This is a genomic window from Arthrobacter sp. Y3222053 (assembly GCF_059092805.1).
This window is the reverse complement of the sequence record NZ_JBNHIA010000004.1, coordinates 229641-248782: the sequence shown is the minus strand read 5'-3', so window position 1 is coordinate 248782 and position 19142 is coordinate 229641. Positions and strand designations below refer to the sequence as shown.

The window sequence follows — 19142 nt, the reverse complement described above, 5'->3', positions numbered from 1 at the left end:
CGTCAGGGCCCGTCGCCGCACGCCGTCACCCGGTACAACCGTGCCTGGCCGACCTGGTCGATGAGCTGCACGGAGGGATTGTCCGCCAGGTTGTCCAGGCCGGGCGGATCGGGAGCCTCGCCGTGGACCCCCGCGGTGCCGAAGTCGAGGGCGTAGTAGGCTCCAGTGCGCTCGATGGCGGCACAGATTTCCCCTCCCGCCGCGGCCTCGTCCAGATGATTCAGGATCAGTGACGAATCAGCGGTGTCCGTCCAGAAAACGTGCGGGGTGAGGGCCGCCCTGTCTGCGAGGGCGTAGACCAGTGCCGTCCCGGTCCACGGATTGCCGACGACCACGGCGTCTTCGGGCACCGCCTGCCCGAGGCGCGACAACAGCGTCTGCTCGTCCCGATCCAGCAGCCGGCCGTTGCCCTCCGTGTCATAGCTGCGGGCCGCTGAACGGACTGCCTGGTCGACGGCGGCGGACCCGTTCGCCGCCCAGCCCAGCGCGCCGGCGCAGAGAAAGCCGACCAGCAGCGCCGCACCTGATCCGGGCACGGGCCGCGGGTTGCGCCGGGAGCGCGGGCCCGGCGGGATCCGTCCTCCTGACGGTGGTGCCAAGGGTGCCTTTGACCGGCCGGTCGGGGGCCTGTGGTCCCGAGGCGCTGCAGCGGCCGCTTCCCCTGTCGGCCGCTGGACGGATGCCCGGCGCAGCTCAGGTGCCGGGAGTGCCGCCGCCGCAGCCGACCTCGCCGACGCCGTCACAGCAGCCGACTCCGTAGCCGTCGTCACCGCACCCGTCGTCGGGCGTCCCGCCGCAGCCAACTCCCGGGCTGCAGAGTACGACGGGGAAGCAGGAGAAGCAGGAACCGCAGGAGCGGGCGCCTCGGGGTGCTGGAACCGTGCACGGCCGGACGCGGCATGGCCGGACGGTTCCAGGTCCGGCGCGCTGCGGTCCGGCGTCCTTGCCGCCCCCTTCGACACACCGGCCTGCTGCTCCGGCCCCGGATCCGCGGTTTCCTCGGACGGCGGCCGGCGCGGCTTGGAGCCGCGACGCAGGGTGCGGGCTGCGGCACCGGTGAGCGCCGCAGCCCGGTCGACGGCCGCCATCGCGCCCAGGAGAACCGTGCCCATCGCCGCCGCCGGGAGGAGGGCGGCCAGGCGGACCGGATCGTTGTACCAGCTGCCCACCAAGGCGGTGCGCAGGTCGGACCATGGGAACCCGATGGCCACCGTATACAGGCCGACGCCGATCCCCAGGACTCCGATCACCCACCCGTCCCGCCGTGAACGGAGGGCGCTCCCGACGCCGAGGGCGGTCAGCACTGCGACCAGCACCGGGACGGGGTAGCTCAGCGGGGCATTGAGGATGCCTTCACCGAACGCCTGCGCCGGGTTCATCCGCGCTTCCCAGCGGATGCCTCCAATTTCCGGGCGGAGGAAGGCCCATGCCGCGTAGACGACGGCCCCGTAGGCCGCCCCGACCACGGCCGCCGTGCACACGGCGGCTGACCGTCGGGAGAAGCGCCGGCTCCCGGCAACGGCGCCGACCGCACGAACACCCATAGGCAGGCTGAGGGCGGCAAGGGCCACCAGGGAGCTGGGATGGGCAAGCCCCAGGCCGGGCAGCGCCAGCAGGAACAGGAGCCAGGAGAGCCGGATCCCGGCAGCACCTTTGCGGGTTCCGCTGACCAGGAGGGCCAGCAGCGCCGGAAGCAGGGCGAGGGAGAGGTAGTTGGGGTACAGCACGCCGAAATCAACCATGAGGTAGGGAAACGCGGCGAACGCGCCGGCCAGCAGCCCGCTCAGCAGCCAGACAGCCGGCCGGTCACCGGCCAGGACGGTGCCGAGCAGCATGACGGCGAACGGCCACAGGACCGCCCCTATGACCAGGTTGACGATCGTCGCGGCGACCGGCACGGAAGCACCGGAGGCCTCGGCAACGAGGGCAACGACGTCATGCCAGGCCGCAGGGTAGGGCTTGAATTCGGCTCCCGGATCCGTCAGCTGCCCGGCAGCCAGCGAGGAGCCGCTGCCGGTGTCCAGGACGAATTTGGCCAGGTTGAGATGGAAGATGTTGTCCAGCGTCTGGGAAATACTGTCCGGGCGCTGAAAGACCTCCAGCAGCCGTGACCCCAGGAACCCGCACGCAACGGCGGCAGCGAGGGCCTTGACCACAGTGGCCCACGTGGGACGCACCGCTGCGAAGACCGTGGAAGGTGCGGTGGTTGCCAGCCTCAGCCCCAGGATGGGGACGGCCGCAACACCAGTGGCGACGACGACGGCGCCCGGAGTCAGCGGACGGTCCAGCAGCCCCAGGATCACGGCGCCCAGGCCGATGATGCTGACCGACACAGGTCCGGCCAGTCCCAGCAGGACCATGCTCCTCGCGCCTGCCGCGGCGCACACGGCCAGGCCCGGCAGGAGCAGCACCGTGCACGCGGCGAGCAGGACCAATCCCGTTTCTTGCCATTCCATCTGTCCCCCGAGTCAACGGATGTCATGTTCATCAACCGCGGCCGGCAATGCATGGAAGGACGCGGCGGCCCCGTCAACCTACCTCACCTGACCGGTGGATGAGCAGGGTGGGCGGCCTATCCGCAGCCGGCGGTGCCCGAGTCGCGGGTTTCCCCTGCGGAACGGCCCCGTCCGGCCTCCCGCACGTTCGGCTTCGCCGAAGATGCCTCACTGCTTCCGCCCGCTGTGCCGGCCCTCGTGCCCGTCCCTGTCTGCGGCTGCGCCTGCGGGCCGATGACCGGACGGATCCGCAGGCTGGTCAGCCGCCCGATCAGCAGCGCACCGCAGCTATCCATCCCGCCGGGGAGGCTCCGGCCGCCGTCCGGCTGCGTTCCCGGAGCACGAACGCGGTCAGCACCGCGCCGCCCATCCTGGGCCCGGAGCGATGCAACGTACATGCAACGTCCGCCGGCCTACCCTCGAGGCATCCGCAGGCAGCGCCGGTTCCGCGGCCGGACAGCGCGTTGCCCCGCTGCGGCCCGCCCCTGCGCGGCGGCCGCTGACCCGAGGAGCTTCCAGATGAGTGTTTACGCCCGGCCCGGCACCGAAGGAGCCAAGGTCTCCTTCAAGCCCCGCTACGAGAACTGGATCGGCGGCGAGTGGGTGGCCCCCGTCCGGGGACAGTACTTCGAGAACGTCACGCCGGTGACCGGCCAACCGTTCTGCGAAGTCGCCCGGGGCACCTCCGAGGACATCGACCTGGCCCTCGACGCCGCGCACAAGGCCGCCGGGTCCTGGGGGAAGACCGCCCCGGCCGAACGCGCGCTGATCCTGCACCGGATCGCGGACCGCATCGAGGAGAACCTGGAGATGCTCGCCGTCGCCGAGGTGTGGGACAACGGCAAGCCGATCCGTGAGGTGCTGGCCGCGGACCTGCCGCTCGCCGTCGACCACTTCCGCTACTTCGCCGGCGCGATCCGCGCCCAGGAGGGCGGCATCTCCCAGATCGACGACAACACCACCTCCTACCACTTCCATGAGCCGCTCGGCGTGGTCGGGCAGATCATTCCCTGGAACTTCCCGATGCTGATGGCCACCTGGAAGCTGGCGCCCGCGCTCGCGGCCGGCAACGCCGTCGTCCTGAAGCCTGCGGAGCAGACGCCGACGTCGATTCTGGTCCTGGCGGAGCTGATCGGGGACCTGCTCCCGGCCGGCGTGCTGAACATTGTCAACGGCTTCGGCGTCGAGGCGGGCAAGCCGCTGGCCTCCTCCAACCGGATCCGGAAGATCGCCTTCACCGGCGAGACCACCACGGGCCGGCTCATCATGCAGTACGCAAGCCAGAACCTGATCCCGGTGACCCTGGAGCTGGGCGGCAAGAGCCCGAACATCTTCTTCGCCGACATCGCCGCCCAGGACGATGCGTTCTACGACAAGGCGATCGAGGGGTTCAACATGTTCGCCCTCAACCAGGGCGAGGTCTGCACGTGCCCCTCCCGGGCCCTGATCCAGGACTCCATCTACGACAGCTTCCTCGCCGACGCGCTGGCGCGCACCGGACAGATGGTGCAGGGCAACCCGCTGGACACCAACACGATGGTCGGCGCCCAGGCCTCCAACGACCAGCTGGAGAAGATCCTTTCCTACCTGGACATCGGCAGGCAGGAAGGCGCGAAGGTCCTGGCCGGCGGCGGGCGTGCCCACCTTGACGGTGACCTGGCGGGGGGCTTCTACGTCCAGCCCACGGTCTTCGAGGGCAGCAACAACATGCGCATCTTCCAGGAGGAGATCTTCGGCCCGGTGGTCTCGGTGACCCGGTTCTCCGATTACGGAGAGGCCCTGGCGATAGCCAACGACACCCTGTACGGGCTCGGCGCCGGCGTCTGGTCACGCAGCGGCAACACCGCCTACCGGGCCGGGCGGGACATCCAGGCCGGCCGGGTCTGGGTGAACAACTACCACGCCTACCCGGCGCACTCGGCCTTCGGCGGCTACAAGTCCTCCGGCATCGGGCGTGAAAACCACGCGATGATGCTGGACCACTACCAGCAGACGAAAAACCTGCTGGTCAGCTACGCCGAGACCAAGCTCGGGTTCTTCTAGGCCGTCATGGATGCCGTCCCCGCTTCCGCCTTTGCCGCCGCTCCCGCACTGCCGGGGGAGACCGGTTCCCGGGTGGCACTCACGCAGCCGGCGCTTGAGCTCCTGCGCCGGCTGCGCGGGCAGCACGGCCCCCTGATGTTCCACCAGTCAGGCGGCTGCTGCGACGGGTCATCGCCCATGTGCTATCCGGCCGGAGACTTCATCACGTCCGAAGCGGACGTGCTGCTGGGGGTGTTCGACCTGGACGGCGAGGCGCTTGAATTCTGGATGTCCCGGGAACAGTTTGAATACTGGAAGCACACCCATCTGACCGTGGATGTCGTCACCGGGCGGGGCAGCGGCTTCTCCGTGGAGGCACCGGAAGGCAAGCGCTTCCTGATCCGCTCCCGGCTGCTGGATCCCTGACCCTGCGCGGCGGGCACTGCCGGCGGTTTCCCCGGGCTGCGGGGACCCGCCGGCAGGCAGTCAATATAAGCAAGCTTTCTATTTTTTCCCGATCCCGGTATTGTGCCTCGTGAAAGGTATTCACTGGATGCTCCCAGGGGGAGCGGGAATGAGGATAACCATGATGAAGAAGGCCACTTTTCTCGTCGGCATCGGTGTTGGCTACCTCATCGGCTCGAAAGAGGGACGCGAGAAGCTGATGCAGCTTTGGAATGACCCGAAGGTCCAGGACACGGTCCAGCAGGGGACCGACTGGGCCAAGGAGAAGGCTCCGGGTCTGCAGGAGAAGGCGCAGGACGCCGTCGACTCCGCCAAGGAAGGCGCCAAGGGTGCCGTCGGCCAGGCCAAGGAAAGCGTCGGCGGCTCGGGGTCCTCGAACTCCGGCAGCTCCGGCACTTCCGGCTCCTCCGGCTCGTCGAGCTCGGGCGGCTCGTCGAGCTCGGGCGGCGCCTCGGCCCGCCCCGCGTCGACCTCCGCCACGGCAGGCGCCACCGGTGCCCAGACGTCCGGCGGCGACCGCCCGATGGATCCGGCACACCCGCAGCCGGAAGCCGGTCGCTAGGCCGAAGCAACCCGCCGCCGGCTGAAGGCCGCGGCACCTGGCCCGCCCCGAAAGGATCCGTCCTTTCGGGGCGGGTCTTTGTGGTCCCGGGCCGCCGGGCCGTGACGGTGACTCCGGGACCCGCGCCGCACCCGTGTCCGGCCGCCCTGAGCGACAGGCTTGCATCCTGTGCAAAGTTGCACGTAGTGTAGGCGACCGTGGAACAGCCAGGAGAAGTCCCGCTCTCGCGGCGGGCCATGAACAAGACCGCCACCCGTCGCGGCATCGTCAGTGCCGTGCTGGGGCTGGTGCGCAGCCACGGCCCCGGCAACTTCACCATCGACGACGTCGCAGCGTCCGCCGGGATCTCCCGGCGCACCTTCTTCAACTACTTTCCCAGCGCCGAGGCCGCGCTCACGGTCTCCATGGATGAGTTCCTCACCGGGGTCCTGGGCTGCTTCGAAACCCGCCCGCACGACGAGCACATCGTCGATTCCATGCTGTACGCCCTGACCCGGCCGCAGGACCCCGAACAGCTCGCCGTCCTGGCTGAGCTGCATGCGCTGGCACAGGCCAACCCGGAAATGATGCGGTATGAGCTCGAAACCTGGGACCGGGCCGAACAGCGCATCGTCACCTCCGTGAAGCAGCGCCTTGGCGAGGACGCCGACCCGTTCTACATCTCCTGCCTCGTGGGTTCCGTGCTTGCCTGCGGCAGGAGCGCCTTCAAGGAATGGCAGCGCCGCAACAAGGGCTCTATCACGCCGGCATCCGTCGCCGAACTCGAAGCCCTCTTCGCTGAAGCGGTCGGCTTCCTGCGTCACGGGTTCACCCGCAGGCCCTGATCCGCCGGCCCGGCCCGGACAGCCCCGGCCCGGGCCCTATCCCACCAGCTTTCGCACCCGGTTCACTCACCGATACGTCCACAGTCAGAAAGAACACGATGGCTTCCCTGTTATACCGGCTTGGCAAATTCAGTTTCCGCAACAGGTGGTGGTTCCTCATCGCCTGGCTCGTCATCCTGCTGGCAGTGGGTGGTTCCTTCCTCGCCTTCAGCAAGCCGACGAGCAACAACTTCACCATTCCGGGAACCGAGAGCCAGAGCGCGCTCAACGATCTCCAGGAGAAGGTGCCCTCCGCCGCCGGCGGAACCGGGACGGTCGTCTTTGAGAGCTCTTCCGACGGCGGCTTCACCGACGCTGAGCGCCAGGCGGTCAACGAGACCCTGGGTGAGCTTGAAGCGCAGGACTTCATGGCCTCGGTGACCAATCCCTTCACCACCGAAGAGCAGGTGGAGCAGTCCAGGGCCCAGCTCGAACAGGCTTCGGCGCAGCTGGAGGCCGGAACCACCGAGCTCGAGGCCGGACAGGCACAGTACGACGCGCAGGCCGCCCAGGCGCAGGCACAGTCGGAGCTCGCCCTCACCCAGGCCGACCAGCTGGCGGCAGCGGGGCAGGCAGCCCAGGCTGAAGCGGTGCGGGAGCAGGTCCGTCAGGGCCAGGCACAGCTGGAGGCCGCCAGGGCCCAGCTGGACACCGCCCGCGCGGAACTGGAAGCCGGACGTGAGGAGTACGAGCAGGGCAAGCGCACCCTGGAGCTCGCCTCGGGCGTCAGCTTCGTCTCCGAGGACAACACCACCGCCTACGCCCCGATCCAGTTCACCGACGCGTCCTACTCCGTGACGCCCGAGCAGCGCGAGCAGGTTCAGGCCGTCGGCGCTCAGGCCGAGGACGCCGGCCTGGACGTGTACTTCAGCAAGGAGATCACCGAAGACGTCAGCGCCCTTTTCGGCCCCTCGGAGATCATCGGCGTGGCCGTGGCCGCCGTTGTCCTGCTGATCATGCTCGGCACCCTGGTGGCAGCGGGGCTGCCGCTGCTTCTGGCGCTGGTCGGCGTGATCGCCGGCGTGGGTGCCACCATGGCCCTGACCGGCGTGGTGGAGATGACCTCCGTGTCGCCGATCCTGGCCCTGATGCTCGGCCTGGCCGTCGGCATCGACTACTCGCTGTTCATCATCAACCGCCACCGCGGCCAGATCCTGGCCGGCATGGACCTGGAGGAGTCGGCCGGCCGCGCCACCGGCACCAGCGGCAACGCCGTGCTCTTCGCCGGACTGACCGTGGTCATCGCGCTGGCCGCCCTGGCCGTTCCCGGCCTGCCCTTCCTCACCGTGATGGGCCTCGCCGCCGCCGGAACCGTGGCGCTGGCAATCGCCGTCGCGCTCACCCTGACCCCGGCCTTCCTGGGCTTCGCCGGGCGGCGCCTGGTCTCCCGCCGCGCCTGGGCCAAGGCGGAAGCCGACGCCGACGCCGCGGCCGGCCCGGCCGTCGGCGACGACGGTGCCGGTCTTCCGGCGCGGGCCGAGACCCCGCGCCGCTGGGGCCGCCTGGTCACCCGCCACCCGGTGATCACCGTGATCCTGAGCGTGCTGCTGCTGGGCACCATGGCGCTGCCTGCCTCGGACCTGCGGCTCGGCCTGCCCGACGGCGGCTCCGAGCCGGTGGACTCCACCGCCTACCAGGCGTACGACCTGCTCGGCGAAAAGTTCGGCGAAGGCGTCAACGGTGCGGTCATCGTGGTCGGCTACATGCCCGACGGGCTGGACGACGCCGAAAGCACCGATGTGCAGCTGACCGTCGCGGAGCGGCTGAGCGAGGTCGACAACGTACGCACGGTGGTCCCTGGCGACATCAGCGAGGACGGCAGCCTTGCCGTCTTCCAGCTGGTGCCGGAAGACGGGCCTGCCGCGGAGAGCACCGAGGACGTGGTGCACGAGATCCGCGACCTGCACGGCGAAATCAAGGACGAAACCGGCGTCGACGTTGCGATCACCGGCATGACCGGCGTGAACATCGACCTGTCCGACCGCCTCGCCGAGGCGATGCCGATTTACCTGGCCATCGTCGTCGGGCTCTCGCTGGTCCTGCTGCTGCTCGTGTTCCGTTCGATCCTGGTGCCGCTGCTGGCCACCGGCGGGTTCCTGCTCTCACTGATGGCCAGCTTCGGAGCCGTCGTCGCGATCTACCAGTGGGGCTGGCTGGGACCGGTCTTCGACGTGCAGAATCCCAGCGCCGTGCTGAGCTTCCTGCCGATCATCCTGACCGGCGTGCTCTTCGGGCTGGCCATGGACTACCAGATGTTCCTGGTCTCCGGGATGCGCGAGGCCTACGCCCATGGTGAGGACGCCCGCAGGGCCGTGCGCACCGGCTTCGACCACGGAGCCCGCGTGGTGACCGCGGCCGCCATCATCATGGTGTCGGTGTTCGCCGGCTTCATCTACTCGCACCTGACCATGGTGCGGCCGATCGGCTTCGCGCTGGCCTTTGGCGTCCTGCTGGACGCCTTCGTCATCCGCATGACCTTCATCCCGGCCGTCATGCACCTGCTCGGGAACAAGGCCTGGTGGCTGCCGAAGTGGCTGGACCGCATCCTGCCCGATGTCGACGTTGAGGGTGCCCGGCTGGTGACCGCTCCGAAGACCACGGTGGAGGAGACGCCGCGGGAAGAAGCGGCCGCCGCCTCCCGCTGACCGGCGGGTCGGAGGCCGCGGAAGCACGCGGCCTCCGACCTGCTGTGCAGGGAGGCGTTTTCCCACTATGCTGTGCCGGAATTTCCACACCGTCTGATCGGTTACCATCAGGTGCGCGCCGCGGAACCGCGACGGGCAGCAGAACAACGAAATGGAGTGTGAACCGCGTAAATGGCTACGGATTACGACGCACCGCGCAAGACCGATGAGGACGCGGGGCCTTCCTCCATCGAGGAGCTGAAGGCCCGCCGAAGCGACACCCAGTCGGCCGTGGTGGATGTCGACGAAGCCGATACCGCTGAAGGGTTCGAGCTTCCGGGCGCGGACCTCTCAGGCGAAGAACTCCAGGTGCGGGTGGTGCCCGCACAGACCGATGAGTTCACCTGCGCCTCCTGCTTCCTGGTGCGCCACCGCTCCCAGGTTGCGAAGGAAAAGGACGGCCTGCAGTACTGCGTCGACTGCGAAGGATAGTCCCGCTTCCAGGCGCCGCACCGGTTTCGCCGGTGCGGCGCCTTTGCGTTGCCTAGGATGGGCGGATGGACGATAGGGGACGCACGGGGGCCGGCCCTGCCCGACCACCTGGACCCGCACGGCCGGCCGTGAGCGCGGTGCTGCTGGCCGCGGGCGCCGGCACCCGGCTCGGAGCCGGGCCCAAGGCGCTGCTGCCGTACCGCGGGCGTGCCCTGGCCGCGGTGTTGGCGCAGGTCCTGCGCGACGCCGGCTGCTCAACGGTCGTCGTCGTGCTGGGCGCAGACGCCGACAGGGTGGCGGCCACCGCCGCGCTGGGGGAGTACGTCCTCGAGGTCAACCCGGACTGGCAGCAGGGCATGGGCAGCTCCTTCCGCCGGGGCATCGCCCGGGCCCTCGCCGCAGACCCGGACGCAGCCGTGCTCGTGGCGCTGGCCGATCAGCCGGGCCTGACCCACGAGCTGATCCAACGCATTGCCGATGCCCACACCGCGCGGCTGGCGGGCCCGTCCGCACCGAAGGCAACAGCCGCCGGGTCCGCCGAACCGTCCCTTGCCACCGCGGCGGCCTACCGGACCGCGGACGGCCGGCTGCACCGCGGGCACCCCGTGCTGTTCAGCCCCGCCGCTGCCCGGGCTGCTGCTGCCGGCGCATCCGGCGACGCCGGAGCCCGGGCCTGGCTGCGTGCCAACGCCGCCGCCGTGCAGCTGGTGGACTGCTCGGATCTGGCCGACGGAAGGGACATCGACACCCCCGCGGACCTGCCCCTGCTGGACAGCGCACCGCCGGGAGCAGGATGAAGTCCAGGGGCGTCTTTGCCGGGGCAGTGTTGCGGCCGCTACACTTGAGGCTTCGTAGGGGAGTATCCACCTCGTTTCCACCCGTCAGCACGTGGGGCATCGTTGCCGCGCCGGATGGAACGGTCGACATCGATATCAGTGTCGGCGGAGAGACCTATGGTCCTTCGCCGTACCTACGAAAGAGGCAGCATGACTGTTTCCCCCACAATCTGGGGCGTGACCATTGTGGTCATCCTCGGACTTTTGGCCTTCGACTACTTCTTCCACATCCGCAAGGCCCACATCCCGACCCTGAAGGAAGCGGCCATCTGGTCCGCCATCTACGTGGGGCTCGCGATCGTTTTCGGCATCCTCGTGCTGGTCTTCGGCGGGGCAACGGCCGGCGGGGAGTACTTCGCCGGCTACATCACCGAGAAGGCCCTGTCGGTGGACAACCTGTTCGTCTTCCTGATCATCATGGCCAGCTTCCGGGTGCCCCGTGAGGACCAGCAGAAGGTCCTGCTGTTCGGTATCGTCTTCGCGCTGATCGCCCGCACCGGCTTCATCTTCCTCGGTGCGGCCCTGATCAACTCCTTCTCCTGGGTCTTCTACGCCTTCGGCCTGATCCTGCTGCTGACCGCCGGCAACCTGCTCAAGCCCGAGGACAGCGAGAAGGATGAAGCCAACAACTTCATCATCCGCATCGCCAAGCGCGTGCTGCCGACCACCGACCACTACGACGGCGACAAGCTGATGACGGTGGAGAACGGCAAGAAGGTCCTGACCCCGATGCTGCTGGTCATGGTGGCCATCGGTGGTACCGACATCCTCTTCGCCCTGGACTCCATCCCGGCGATCTTCGGCCTGACGCAGAACACCTTCATCGTCTTCACCGCCACGGCGTTCTCGCTGATGGGCCTGCGCCAGCTGTACTTCCTGATCGACGGCCTGCTGGACCGCCTGATCTACCTCTCGTACGGCCTTGCCGCCATCCTGGCCTTCATCGGCGTCAAGCTGATCCTGCACGCCCTGCACGAGAACACCCTGTGGTTCATCAACGGCGGCGAGCACGTCCAGGTCATCGAAGTCTCCACCGGGCTCTCGCTGAGCGTGATCATCGGCGTCCTGGTGGTGACCGTCATTGCCTCGCTGGTCAGCCCGGCCGGCAAGGCCCAGAACGCTGTCAACAACGCCCGCCGGCATGCCGCGGCCTACCTCGACCTGAGCTACACCTCCGATCCGGCCGAGCGGGAGCGGGTGTACAAGGCGCTGTGCGATGAGGAGACCCAGATCCTGAAGATGGACATCAAGCACCGCAACAAGGTCAAGGACATCGAAGAGATCCGCGAGACCATCCGGCAGGCACACGCCGAACACGAGCGCTACATCTCCCGGTAACCGCTTCCGGCACCGCACCCACAACAACGACGGCGCCCGGCCGGCCCATCAGGGCAGGCCGGGCGCCGTCGTGGTCTCGACGGGACATATCCCGCCGGGAGTTCAGGGCCGGTTCGAGGGCAGCCGGCGGCCCTCACGGGAGACGCCGGAAGCAGGAGAGGTGCTGCGGCGGCCCATCGTGAGGGCGAGGCCCGCGGCGACGGATCCGACGCCTCCGGCCAGCAGATCGCCCAGCGTATCGTCATAGCCGACGTTGATCCGGCTGTCGATGAAGGTGTGCCCCCACCATTCCCCGAACTCCCAGACGACGCTGAGCGCCAGGCCGACGGCGGTCACCAGCAGCACGACGACCGTCCGGAAGGCCCGGACACCGTCCGCCGCACCCTGCGGGTCCGGCACGGCCTTCAGCCGTGCCAGCAGCAGGTACCCCATGGCGGCGAGGGCTCCCGTGGCGGCCAGGTGCACGGCGATGTCCCACCAGCCGATCCTCGCGTAGAGGTCGGCCACCGAGCTCCACGCGGCGCCCAGCAGGACCATCCCGCCCGCGGCGTCGAGGACGGCCGGGACGGCAAGCGCCCGAAGGATCAGCAGCCCGAGCAGGACCAGCGCGAACAATGCGGTCTCCACCGGGCCGAACCATGCGGCGGCGGCGAGGAGGCTCCCGAGGCCGAGAGCGCGGACGCCGTCGGGCACCGCGTCCCCGGGCAGCCGGGGCCGGCGGAGAAGGGCGTCGATCATGAAAACACGGTAGCCCACATGCGCGCCAGCCTGCTCTCCGCCGCCCGTCCAGGCACCGTTTTCCGGCCAATCAGGCGCGTCGGCAGCAGGCCCGGGGCCGGTAGACTTCCATGGCATGGCCGCCTCCCCGCCCACGGTTTCCGTCGTCATTCCCTGCCTGAATGACGCCGAGCTGCTGGCCGGTGCCCTGGCCTCCCTGGCCCGCCAGACGCGTGCGCCGCTGGAAGTGGTCGTGGTGGACAACGGCAGCTCCGACGGGAGCGCCCGGGTGGCGAAGGAGGCGGGAGCCCGCGTGGTCACCGAAGCGCTCCGAGGCATTCCGGCGGCCGCTGCCGCCGGGTACGACGCCGCCGCAGGGGACATCATTGCCCGCTGCGACGCCGACTGCGTGCTGCCGCCGGACTGGATCGAAAAGCTCCAGGCCGCCTTCGCCGCCGATCCCGTCTTGGCGGCGATGAGCGGTCCGGGGCGGTTCCGCGGCTTTCCCCGCGGGCTGGCCCGGGCCGTGGACCGGATCTACCTGGGCTCCTATTACCTGGCCATGGGTGCAGCCCTCGCCCACCGGCCGCTGTTCGCCTCGAACCTCGCACTGCGGCGGAGCGTGTGGGAGCAGGTCAGCACCGAAGTGCACCGGGCGGATCCCGAACAGCACGACGACGTGTGCCTGAGCTTCCATCTCGGCCAGCGGTTCCGCTGCGCGTACCGCAGCGACCTGGCGGTCGACATGGACCCCCGCGCGGTGCTCGGGGCAGCCAACCTGCGCCGCCGCTTCCGGCGGGCCTTCCATACCCTGCGTGTGCATTGGCGGGACGGCGGGCAGCCCTGGGTGCGGTGGCAGCGCAGGCTGGCCGCCGCCCGTGCCTCCGCCTAGCCTTCCGGGTACAGCAGCGGCAGCTGCAGCGCGAGCCACGGGCTGAATGCCCAGGGCGTGGCCCGCACGGCGGGCACCAGCTCCCGCGGATCCGCCCAGCGCCACTCCATGACTTCGTCGGCCGAGGGCCGGGGATCCTGCGCGGCCACGGCGGTGTAGACCGGGCAGATCTCATGCTCGACCACCCCGGACGCGTCCACCGCCCGGTAGCTGAAGTCCGGCAGCCGAAGCTCGAGCCGGTCCACCTCCAGCCCCAGCTCCTGCCGGGCGCGGCGGTGTACCGCATCCTTCGTGGCCTCGCCCGGTCCGGGGTGGCCGCAGAACGAGTTCGTCCACACTCCGGGCCAGGTGAGCTTCGACAGGGCCCGTCGGGTCACCAGGATGTCGCCGTCGGAATTAAAGACGTGCGTGGAAAACGCCAGATGAAGTGGAGTGTCCCGGGTGTGGACGGTCGCCTTGGGATGGGTGCCGATGACCTCGCCGTCGGGATTTACCAGAACCACCTGCTCTGACCGGTGTTCCATTTCTTCCCTTCGTGGTCAGGATGTTTACTCTTGTCTATGGAAATGGCTTCCCTGCCTGCACACGCGGCCGGCCACGATCTGGTCGAACGTGTCCTGGACGAATTCTTTGACCAGGCACGGGCGCGGGCAGGAAAACTCAGTCCCCGCTACCTTAGCCTGTGGGAAATCCTGCAATCCTCCGCCCGCGGCGGAAAACGGGTGCGCCCCAGGATCCTGCTGACGGCATATGCCGGCCTGGGCGGGACCGACCTTGAAGCCGCCGCCCGCGCCGGCGCCGCCTTCGAGCTGCTGCACACGGCGCTGATCATCCACGACGACGTCATCGACCTCGACTTCATGCGCCGCGGGCGGCGGAACGTGGCCGGAGCATACCGTGACCGGGCGGAAGCCGCAGGCGAGAGCGGGGACATCGCCCGGCACCGCGGGCTCTCAGCCGGCGTCATCGCCGGAGACCTGGCACTGGTCCACGCCTTCCGCATGCTCGAGACCGTTGAGACCGATCCCGCCACCCGCCTCGCGCTGACCGAAATCCTCGAAGACGCGATGTTCGCCTCCGCCGGCGGCGAGCTCATCGACATCGAATTTTCCCTGCATCCTGCGGCTCCGCCGGTGGAGGACATCCTGCACATGGAGCGGCTCAAGACCGCGGTCTACTCATTCGAGGCCCCGCTGCGGGCCGGCGCCGTCCTGGCCGGAGTCGACGGCGAGGTCACCGCCACGCTCGGAAAATTCGGCCGCGACACCGGCATCGCCTACCAGGTCGTGGATGATCTGCTGGGCATCTTCGGCAGCGAAAGCGCCACCGGAAAGTCCAGCCTGTCGGACCTGCGGGAAGGCAAGCGCACCGTGCTGATTGCGCATGCCGCGCAGACCGAGGTCTGGGAGGAGCTGTCCGGACTCATCGGCGACCCGGCGCTCGGACCCCGGCAGGCCGACCGGGCACGGGAACTGCTCGAATCCTGCGGTGCCCGCGCCTTTGCCGAGGACCTCGCCGCCGAATACGCGGCCCGCGCCCGGGGCCACCTGGAGTGCCCGGCCGTCCCGGAGCCCCTCCGTGCGGTCCTCTGCGGCATCCTGGCCGACGCCGTCGAGCGGCGCCGCTGATGGCGACCGGCCTGGAGCTCTACAACCGGGTGGCCGTGCAGAGCTCCGCAGTGCTGATCCGTTCCTACTCGACGTCCTTCGGGCTGGCCGCCCGGCTGCTCAGCCGACCCGTGCGGCATCACATCGAGGCGATTTACGCACTGGTCCGCCTTGCCGATGAGATCGTGGACGGCGTCGCCGCCGCCGCCGCGGTGCCGGCGGAGGAGATCGAACGGATACTCGATGCCTTGGAGCAGGAAACCGAGCAGGCCATGCGCAGCGGCTACAGCGTGAACCTGATCGTGCATTCCTTTGCGCTGACCGCCCGGGCCAACGGCATCGGCCCGGAAATGACCCGGCCGTTCTTCCGGTCCATGCGCGCGGACCTGCGCCGGACCAGGCACACGCCGGAGACGTTCACCGACTATGTGTACGGCTCGGCGGAGGTGATCGGCCTGATGTGCCTGTGCTGCTTCCTGCAGGGCACCGCCACTACGGACGAGCAGCGCCGGGGCCTGGAGGAGGGCGCCCGCCGGCTCGGAGCCGCCTTCCAGAAGGTGAACTTCCTGCGCGACCTGGCCGACGACTTCTCCGGCCTGGGCCGCAGCTACTTCCCGGGCATCGACGTCGAACGCTTCGACGAGGCGGACAAGGCGCGCCTGCTGGCCGACATCGACGCCGACCTGCGCGTCTCCGGCGCCGCCGTGCCGCACCTTCCGGCCAACTCCCGGGCCGCCGTCGCCCTGGCCCAGGAGCTGTTCACGGAACTGGCGCGCAGGCTGCGCCGCACCCCGGCCGAGGAACTGCGCACCACCCGGGTGCGGGTGCCGAATCCCGTCAAGGCGCGGATCGCGGCCGAAGCCCTCTACGCCCACCGCCTGCGCCGCAGCCTGGGAAGGACAGCATGAAGACCGCTCCGCCGCGCACCGCCGTCGTCATCGGAGCCGGGATCACCGGGCTCGCCGTGGCCGGGCTGCTGGCCCGCGAAGGCCTCGACGTGACCGTCCTGGAAAAGCAGCCGGAGACCGGCGGCCGCGCCGGCACCTGGGAGGCGGAGGGCTTCCGCTTCGACACCGGTCCCTCCTGGTACCTGATGCCCGAGGTCTTCGACCACTTCTTCCGCCTGATGGGCACCAGCGCCGACGAGCAGCTGGACCTGGTCCGGCTGGATCCCGGCTACCGGGTCCTGTTCGAGGACACCCCGGAACCGGTGGACATCGCCGCAGGCCGGGCGGCGAACATCGCCCTGTTCGAGTCCCTGGAGCCCGGCGCGGGGGAGCGGCTGCGGCGCTACCTGGAGTCGGCCGAAGACGTCTACGACATGGCGAAGAAGTACTTCCTGTACACGAGCTTCGCCTCGTTCCTGCCGCTGCTGAACCGCGAGGTGCTGCGCCGGGGCCCGCAGCTGGCGCAGCTGCTGCTGCAGCCGCTCAGCTCCTTCGTCGAGCGCCGCTTCCGGGACCCGCGGCTGCGCCAGGTGCTCGGCTATCCAGCCGTGTTCCTTGGCTCCTCGCCCTACACCACCCCCAGCATGTACCACCTGATGAGCAAGCTGGACCTTGCCGACGGCGTGCTCTATCCGCAGGGCGGCTTCAACCGGGTTACCCAGGTCATTGCCGACCTCGCCCGGCGCGAAGGCGTCCGGATCGTCACCGGGGCGACCGTCACCGGCATCCGCACGAGGCGGCAGGGCCGGCGCACGGCGGCCGCCGGCGTCGACTATCTGGTGGACGGCGGCCGTCCGGCCGCCCTCGACGCCGACCTGGTGGTCTCCGCGGCGGATCTGCATCACACCGAGACCCGGCTGCTGCCGCGGGCACTGCAGACGTATCCGGAAAGCTGGTGGAAGCGCCGGATTCCGGGCCCCGGCGGGCTGCTGCTGCACCTGGGCGTGCGCGGGGAGCTGCCGCAGCTGGAGCACCACACCCTCATGTTCACCCGGGACTGGAAGGCGAACTTCGAGAAGATCGTCGGGCGGGACGCCTCGGTGCCGGATCCGGCGTCGCTGTACATCTGCCGGCCGAGCGCCACGGACCCCGACGCCGCCCCGGAGGGGCACGAGAACCTCTTCGTGCTCGTGCCGGTGCCCAGCGATCCGGGGCTCGGCCGCGGCGGCGTCGACCGGAACGGCGATCCGCGGATCGAAGCGATGGCGGACACCGTGATCGGGCAGATCGCGAAGTGGGCGGGGATCCCGGACCTGGCCGACCGCATCACCGTGCGCCGGACCGTGGGACCGCAGGACTTTGTGGAGGACCTCAACTCCTGGCAGGGGACGCTGCTCGGCCCGGCGCATGTGCTCAGGCAGAGCGCGTTCCTCCGCGGCACCAACGCCAGCCGCAAGGTCGACGGGCTGCTTTATGCGGGCGGTTCCACGCTGCCGGGGATCGGGCTGCCGATGTGCCTGATCAGCGCCGAGCTGGTGCTCAAACGGCTGCGCGGCGACACCGGCACGGGTGCGCTGCCGGTGCCTGGCACAGCTGAGACGGGCCGGGGCAGGCGCTGATGGGATTTGCCTACCTGGCGGCACTGATCGGTTCGCTCGGCTGCATGGCGCTGCTGGACCGCCGATGGAAGCTGTTCTTCTGGCACCGGCCGGGCCGCGCCGCGCTGACCCTGGCCATCGGACTGGCGTTTTTCGTCACCTGGGACCTCTTCGGCATCGGGCTGGACATCTTCTACCGCGGGGAGACCCCGTTCATGCTCGGCCTCGAGGTGGCCCCCGAGCTGCCGCTGGAGGAGCTCTTCTTCCTCACGTTCCTGTGCTACCTGACCGTGGTGCTGTACGGGCTGTGCTCCGTGGCGCTGGAAACCCTGCGCAGCCGGCGGGGGAACGGCAGCGGAACGACGGCGGCCAGCCGCGGAGCGGGAGGACAGGCTCCATGACGTACTGGGCCCTGAACGCCGCGTTCCTCGTTCCCGCAGCCGCGGTGCTGGCGGCGGCTGTCCTCCGCCGCCGGATGCGCGGTGCCGCCCTCGCCGCAACGGCGGCCATCCTGCTGGTCCTGACCGCCGTTTTCGACAACCTGATGATCGCCGCGGACCTCTTCGGCTACAACCCGGACCGGATCTCCGGGGCGTTCCTGGGCGCCGCACCGCTGGAGGACTTCGCCTATTCCATCGCGGCCGTGCTGCTGCTGCCGGCCCTTTGGGCCCTGATCGGCGGCCCCGGGCCCACCCGGAGCCGGGGCACCGAACCTGGGGCGGCGGGTGCCCGCCCCAACCCTGAGCGGGCCGACCGAGCCACGACCGCAGAACGATCGGAGAACCCGTGACCACCCCGCAGGCCGCCCGCACCCCCGGCGCAACGGCCAGGATGCTGCTTGTCTCATCACGGCCGCTGTCCTGGGTCAACACCGCCTATCCGTTCGCCGCGGCCTACCTGCTCACCCACGGGACGATCGACGCGGCGTGGATCATCGGCACCCTCTACTTCCTCGTGCCCTACAACCTGGCCATGTACGGCATCAACGACGTCTTCGACTACGAATCCGACCTGCGCAATCCGCGCAAGGGCGGGGTGGAGGGAGCGCTGCTGGACCGGCGCTTCCACAAGGTGACCCTGGCCGCCGCCGTCGCCTCCAACGTGCCCTTCCTGGCCGCCCTGGTCCTGCTGGGCAGCCCGCTGTCCTGGCTGGTGCTCGCGGTCAGCGTCTTCGCGGTGATCGCCTACAGCGCGCCCGGGCTGCGGTTCAAGGAACGCCCGTTCCTGGACTCCGTCACCTCCAGCACGCACTTTGTCTCCCCGGCGGTGTACGGGCTGGTCCTGGCCGGAGCCGAGTTCACGCCCGGGCTCTGGGCCGTCCTGGGCGCGTTCTTCCTGTGGGGGATGGCAAGCCAGGCCTTCGGCGCCGTGCAGGACATCGTGCCGGACCGGGAAGGCGGGATCTCCTCCATCGCCACCGTCCTGGGCGCAAAGGCCGTGGTGCGCCTGGCGGCCGCCCTGTACCTGGCCGCAGGCGCGCTGATGCTGCTGACTCCGTGGCCGGCCGTCCTGGCGGGGCTGCTGGCCCTGCCGTACGTGGCAAGCCTGCTGCCCTACCTGAACCTGACCGATGCGGAGTCGGAACGGGCGAACGCGGGCTGGAAGCGCTTCCTGAAGCTGAACTTCCTCACCGGCTTCCTCGTGACGCTGATCATCATCTGGTACTGGCCCGGACGCTGACTTCAGGCAACGCAAAGGCGGCCGGCCCCCGAAGGGACCGGCCGCCTTGGCCGTGCGCTGCCGG

Annotated in this window: 18 protein-coding genes; 15 read left to right on the top strand and 3 right to left on the bottom strand. The window is 69.6% G+C overall.

The features are described 5' to 3' along the window. Positions 1–2 precede the first annotated feature (2 nt). Positions 3–2456 carry a DUF6541 family protein gene (locus tag AC5RUW_RS12495; protein ID WP_494160987.1) on the bottom strand — a complete coding sequence of 818 codons (2454 nt, stop codon included), beginning with the start codon at positions 2454–2456 and terminating at the stop codon, positions 3–5. Positions 2457–3014: 558 nt separating this feature from the next. Between AC5RUW_RS12495 and exaC the strand changes: the two genes are divergently transcribed. The 8 genes from exaC (at position 3015) to AC5RUW_RS12455 (ending at position 11697) form a co-directional block, all read left to right on the top strand. Beyond that, positions 3015–4538 carry an acetaldehyde dehydrogenase ExaC gene (gene exaC, locus AC5RUW_RS12490; RefSeq protein WP_494160986.1) on the top strand — a complete coding sequence of 508 codons (1524 nt, stop codon included), beginning with the start codon at positions 3015–3017 and terminating at the stop codon, positions 4536–4538. Between the two features lie 6 nt (positions 4539–4544). Further along, positions 4545–4943 (top strand): DUF779 domain-containing protein, encoded by a 399-nt coding sequence (locus AC5RUW_RS12485; protein WP_494160985.1) that lies wholly within the window; start codon positions 4545–4547, stop codon positions 4941–4943. 160 nt (positions 4944–5103) lie between these two features. Beyond that, positions 5104–5544: a hypothetical protein gene (locus AC5RUW_RS12480; protein ID WP_494160984.1), complete on the top strand. Its 441-nt coding sequence runs from the start codon at positions 5104–5106 to the stop codon at positions 5542–5544. A gap of 197 nt (positions 5545–5741) precedes the next feature. Beyond that, the gene (locus AC5RUW_RS12475; protein WP_494160983.1) at positions 5742–6368 is read left to right on the top strand and encodes a TetR family transcriptional regulator; all 627 of its coding nucleotides are present in this window, start codon (positions 5742–5744) and stop codon (positions 6366–6368) included. Between the two features lie 98 nt (positions 6369–6466). Then, positions 6467–9052, top strand: a complete 2586-nt coding sequence (locus AC5RUW_RS12470) for an MMPL family transporter (RefSeq protein WP_494160982.1) — start codon at positions 6467–6469, stop codon at positions 9050–9052. Positions 9053–9223: 171 nt separating this feature from the next. Then, entirely contained in the window at positions 9224–9523 is a 300-nt protein-coding gene (locus AC5RUW_RS12465; protein ID WP_494005698.1) for a DUF4193 domain-containing protein, read from the top strand. A 128-nt stretch (positions 9524–9651) separates the two neighbouring features. Then, a complete protein-coding gene (locus AC5RUW_RS12460; protein WP_494160981.1) occupies positions 9652–10320 on the top strand; it encodes a nucleotidyltransferase family protein in 669 nt (222 codons plus the stop codon). Positions 10321–10509: 189 nt separating this feature from the next. After that, positions 10510–11697 (top strand): TerC family protein, encoded by a 1188-nt coding sequence (locus tag AC5RUW_RS12455; protein WP_494160980.1) that lies wholly within the window; start codon positions 10510–10512, stop codon positions 11695–11697. Between the two features lie 102 nt (positions 11698–11799). On the opposite strand, the gene AC5RUW_RS12450 is transcribed toward AC5RUW_RS12455, so the two are convergent. Then, on the bottom strand, positions 11800–12435 hold the full coding sequence (locus AC5RUW_RS12450) for a DUF2238 domain-containing protein (RefSeq protein ID WP_494160979.1): 636 nt from the start codon (positions 12433–12435) through the stop codon (positions 11800–11802). Positions 12436–12550: 115 nt separating this feature from the next. On the opposite strand from AC5RUW_RS12450, the gene AC5RUW_RS12445 reads away from it, so the two are divergent. Continuing rightward, complete coding sequence (locus AC5RUW_RS12445; RefSeq protein WP_494160978.1) at positions 12551–13306, top strand: glycosyltransferase family A protein; 756 nt, start codon at positions 12551–12553, stop codon at positions 13304–13306. Here the strand turns inward: AC5RUW_RS12445 and idi are convergent. Further along, a complete protein-coding gene (gene idi / locus AC5RUW_RS12440; RefSeq protein ID WP_494160977.1) occupies positions 13303–13830 on the bottom strand; it encodes an isopentenyl-diphosphate Delta-isomerase in 528 nt (175 codons plus the stop codon). The genes AC5RUW_RS12445 and idi overlap by 4 nt on opposite strands. A 42-nt stretch (positions 13831–13872) precedes the next feature. On the opposite strand from idi, the gene AC5RUW_RS12435 reads away from it, so the two are divergent. Genes AC5RUW_RS12435 through AC5RUW_RS12410 form a run of 6 tightly spaced genes read left to right on the top strand, consistent with a single transcriptional unit; the run spans position 13873 to position 19078 of the window. After that, positions 13873–14934: a polyprenyl synthetase family protein gene (locus AC5RUW_RS12435; RefSeq protein ID WP_494160976.1), complete on the top strand. Its 1062-nt coding sequence runs from the start codon at positions 13873–13875 to the stop codon at positions 14932–14934. After that, the gene (locus tag AC5RUW_RS12430; protein ID WP_494160975.1) at positions 14934–15821 is read left to right on the top strand and encodes a phytoene/squalene synthase family protein; all 888 of its coding nucleotides are present in this window, start codon (positions 14934–14936) and stop codon (positions 15819–15821) included. The genes AC5RUW_RS12435 and AC5RUW_RS12430 overlap by 1 nt, the downstream gene beginning before the upstream one ends. Continuing rightward, positions 15818–17419, top strand: a complete 1602-nt coding sequence (crtI, locus tag AC5RUW_RS12425) for a phytoene desaturase family protein (RefSeq protein ID WP_494160974.1) — start codon at positions 15818–15820, stop codon at positions 17417–17419. Before AC5RUW_RS12430 ends, crtI begins: the two co-directional genes overlap by 4 nt. Next, on the top strand, positions 17419–17799 hold the full coding sequence (locus AC5RUW_RS12420; protein ID WP_494160973.1) for a lycopene cyclase domain-containing protein: 381 nt from the start codon (positions 17419–17421) through the stop codon (positions 17797–17799). The genes crtI and AC5RUW_RS12420 overlap by 1 nt, the downstream gene beginning before the upstream one ends. Further along, entirely contained in the window at positions 17796–18188 is a 393-nt protein-coding gene (locus AC5RUW_RS12415; RefSeq protein ID WP_494160972.1) for a lycopene cyclase domain-containing protein, read from the top strand. The genes AC5RUW_RS12420 and AC5RUW_RS12415 overlap by 4 nt, the downstream gene beginning before the upstream one ends. A gap of 41 nt (positions 18189–18229) precedes the next feature. Next, entirely contained in the window at positions 18230–19078 is an 849-nt protein-coding gene (locus tag AC5RUW_RS12410; protein WP_494161067.1) for a prenyltransferase, read from the top strand. Positions 19079–19142 lie beyond the last annotated feature (64 nt).

Excerpts from the sequence above, each read along its gene's own strand:
- AC5RUW_RS12495 (WP_494160987.1), bottom strand. The coding sequence starts at position 2,456 with ATGGAATGGCAAGAAACGGGATTGGTCCTGCTCGCCGCGTGCACGGTG.
- exaC (WP_494160986.1), top strand. The coding sequence starts at position 3,015 with ATGAGTGTTTACGCCCGGCCCGGCACCGAAGGAGCCAAGGTCTCCTTC.
- AC5RUW_RS12485 (WP_494160985.1), top strand. The coding sequence starts at position 4,545 with ATGGATGCCGTCCCCGCTTCCGCCTTTGCCGCCGCTCCCGCACTGCCG.
- AC5RUW_RS12480 (WP_494160984.1), top strand. The coding sequence starts at position 5,104 with ATGATGAAGAAGGCCACTTTTCTCGTCGGCATCGGTGTTGGCTACCTC.
- AC5RUW_RS12470 (WP_494160982.1), top strand. The coding sequence starts at position 6,467 with ATGGCTTCCCTGTTATACCGGCTTGGCAAATTCAGTTTCCGCAACAGG.
- AC5RUW_RS12465 (WP_494005698.1), top strand. The coding sequence starts at position 9,224 with ATGGCTACGGATTACGACGCACCGCGCAAGACCGATGAGGACGCGGGG.
- AC5RUW_RS12455 (WP_494160980.1), top strand. The coding sequence starts at position 10,510 with ATGACTGTTTCCCCCACAATCTGGGGCGTGACCATTGTGGTCATCCTC.
- AC5RUW_RS12450 (WP_494160979.1), bottom strand. The coding sequence starts at position 12,435 with ATGATCGACGCCCTTCTCCGCCGGCCCCGGCTGCCCGGGGACGCGGTG.
- AC5RUW_RS12445 (WP_494160978.1), top strand. The coding sequence starts at position 12,551 with ATGGCCGCCTCCCCGCCCACGGTTTCCGTCGTCATTCCCTGCCTGAAT.
- idi (WP_494160977.1), bottom strand. The coding sequence starts at position 13,830 with ATGGAACACCGGTCAGAGCAGGTGGTTCTGGTAAATCCCGACGGCGAG.
- AC5RUW_RS12435 (WP_494160976.1), top strand. The coding sequence starts at position 13,873 with ATGGCTTCCCTGCCTGCACACGCGGCCGGCCACGATCTGGTCGAACGT.
- AC5RUW_RS12430 (WP_494160975.1), top strand. The coding sequence starts at position 14,934 with ATGGCGACCGGCCTGGAGCTCTACAACCGGGTGGCCGTGCAGAGCTCC.
- crtI (WP_494160974.1), top strand. The coding sequence starts at position 15,818 with ATGAAGACCGCTCCGCCGCGCACCGCCGTCGTCATCGGAGCCGGGATC.
- AC5RUW_RS12420 (WP_494160973.1), top strand. The coding sequence starts at position 17,419 with ATGGGATTTGCCTACCTGGCGGCACTGATCGGTTCGCTCGGCTGCATG.
- AC5RUW_RS12415 (WP_494160972.1), top strand. The coding sequence starts at position 17,796 with ATGACGTACTGGGCCCTGAACGCCGCGTTCCTCGTTCCCGCAGCCGCG.
- AC5RUW_RS12410 (WP_494161067.1), top strand. The coding sequence starts at position 18,230 with ATGCTGCTTGTCTCATCACGGCCGCTGTCCTGGGTCAACACCGCCTAT.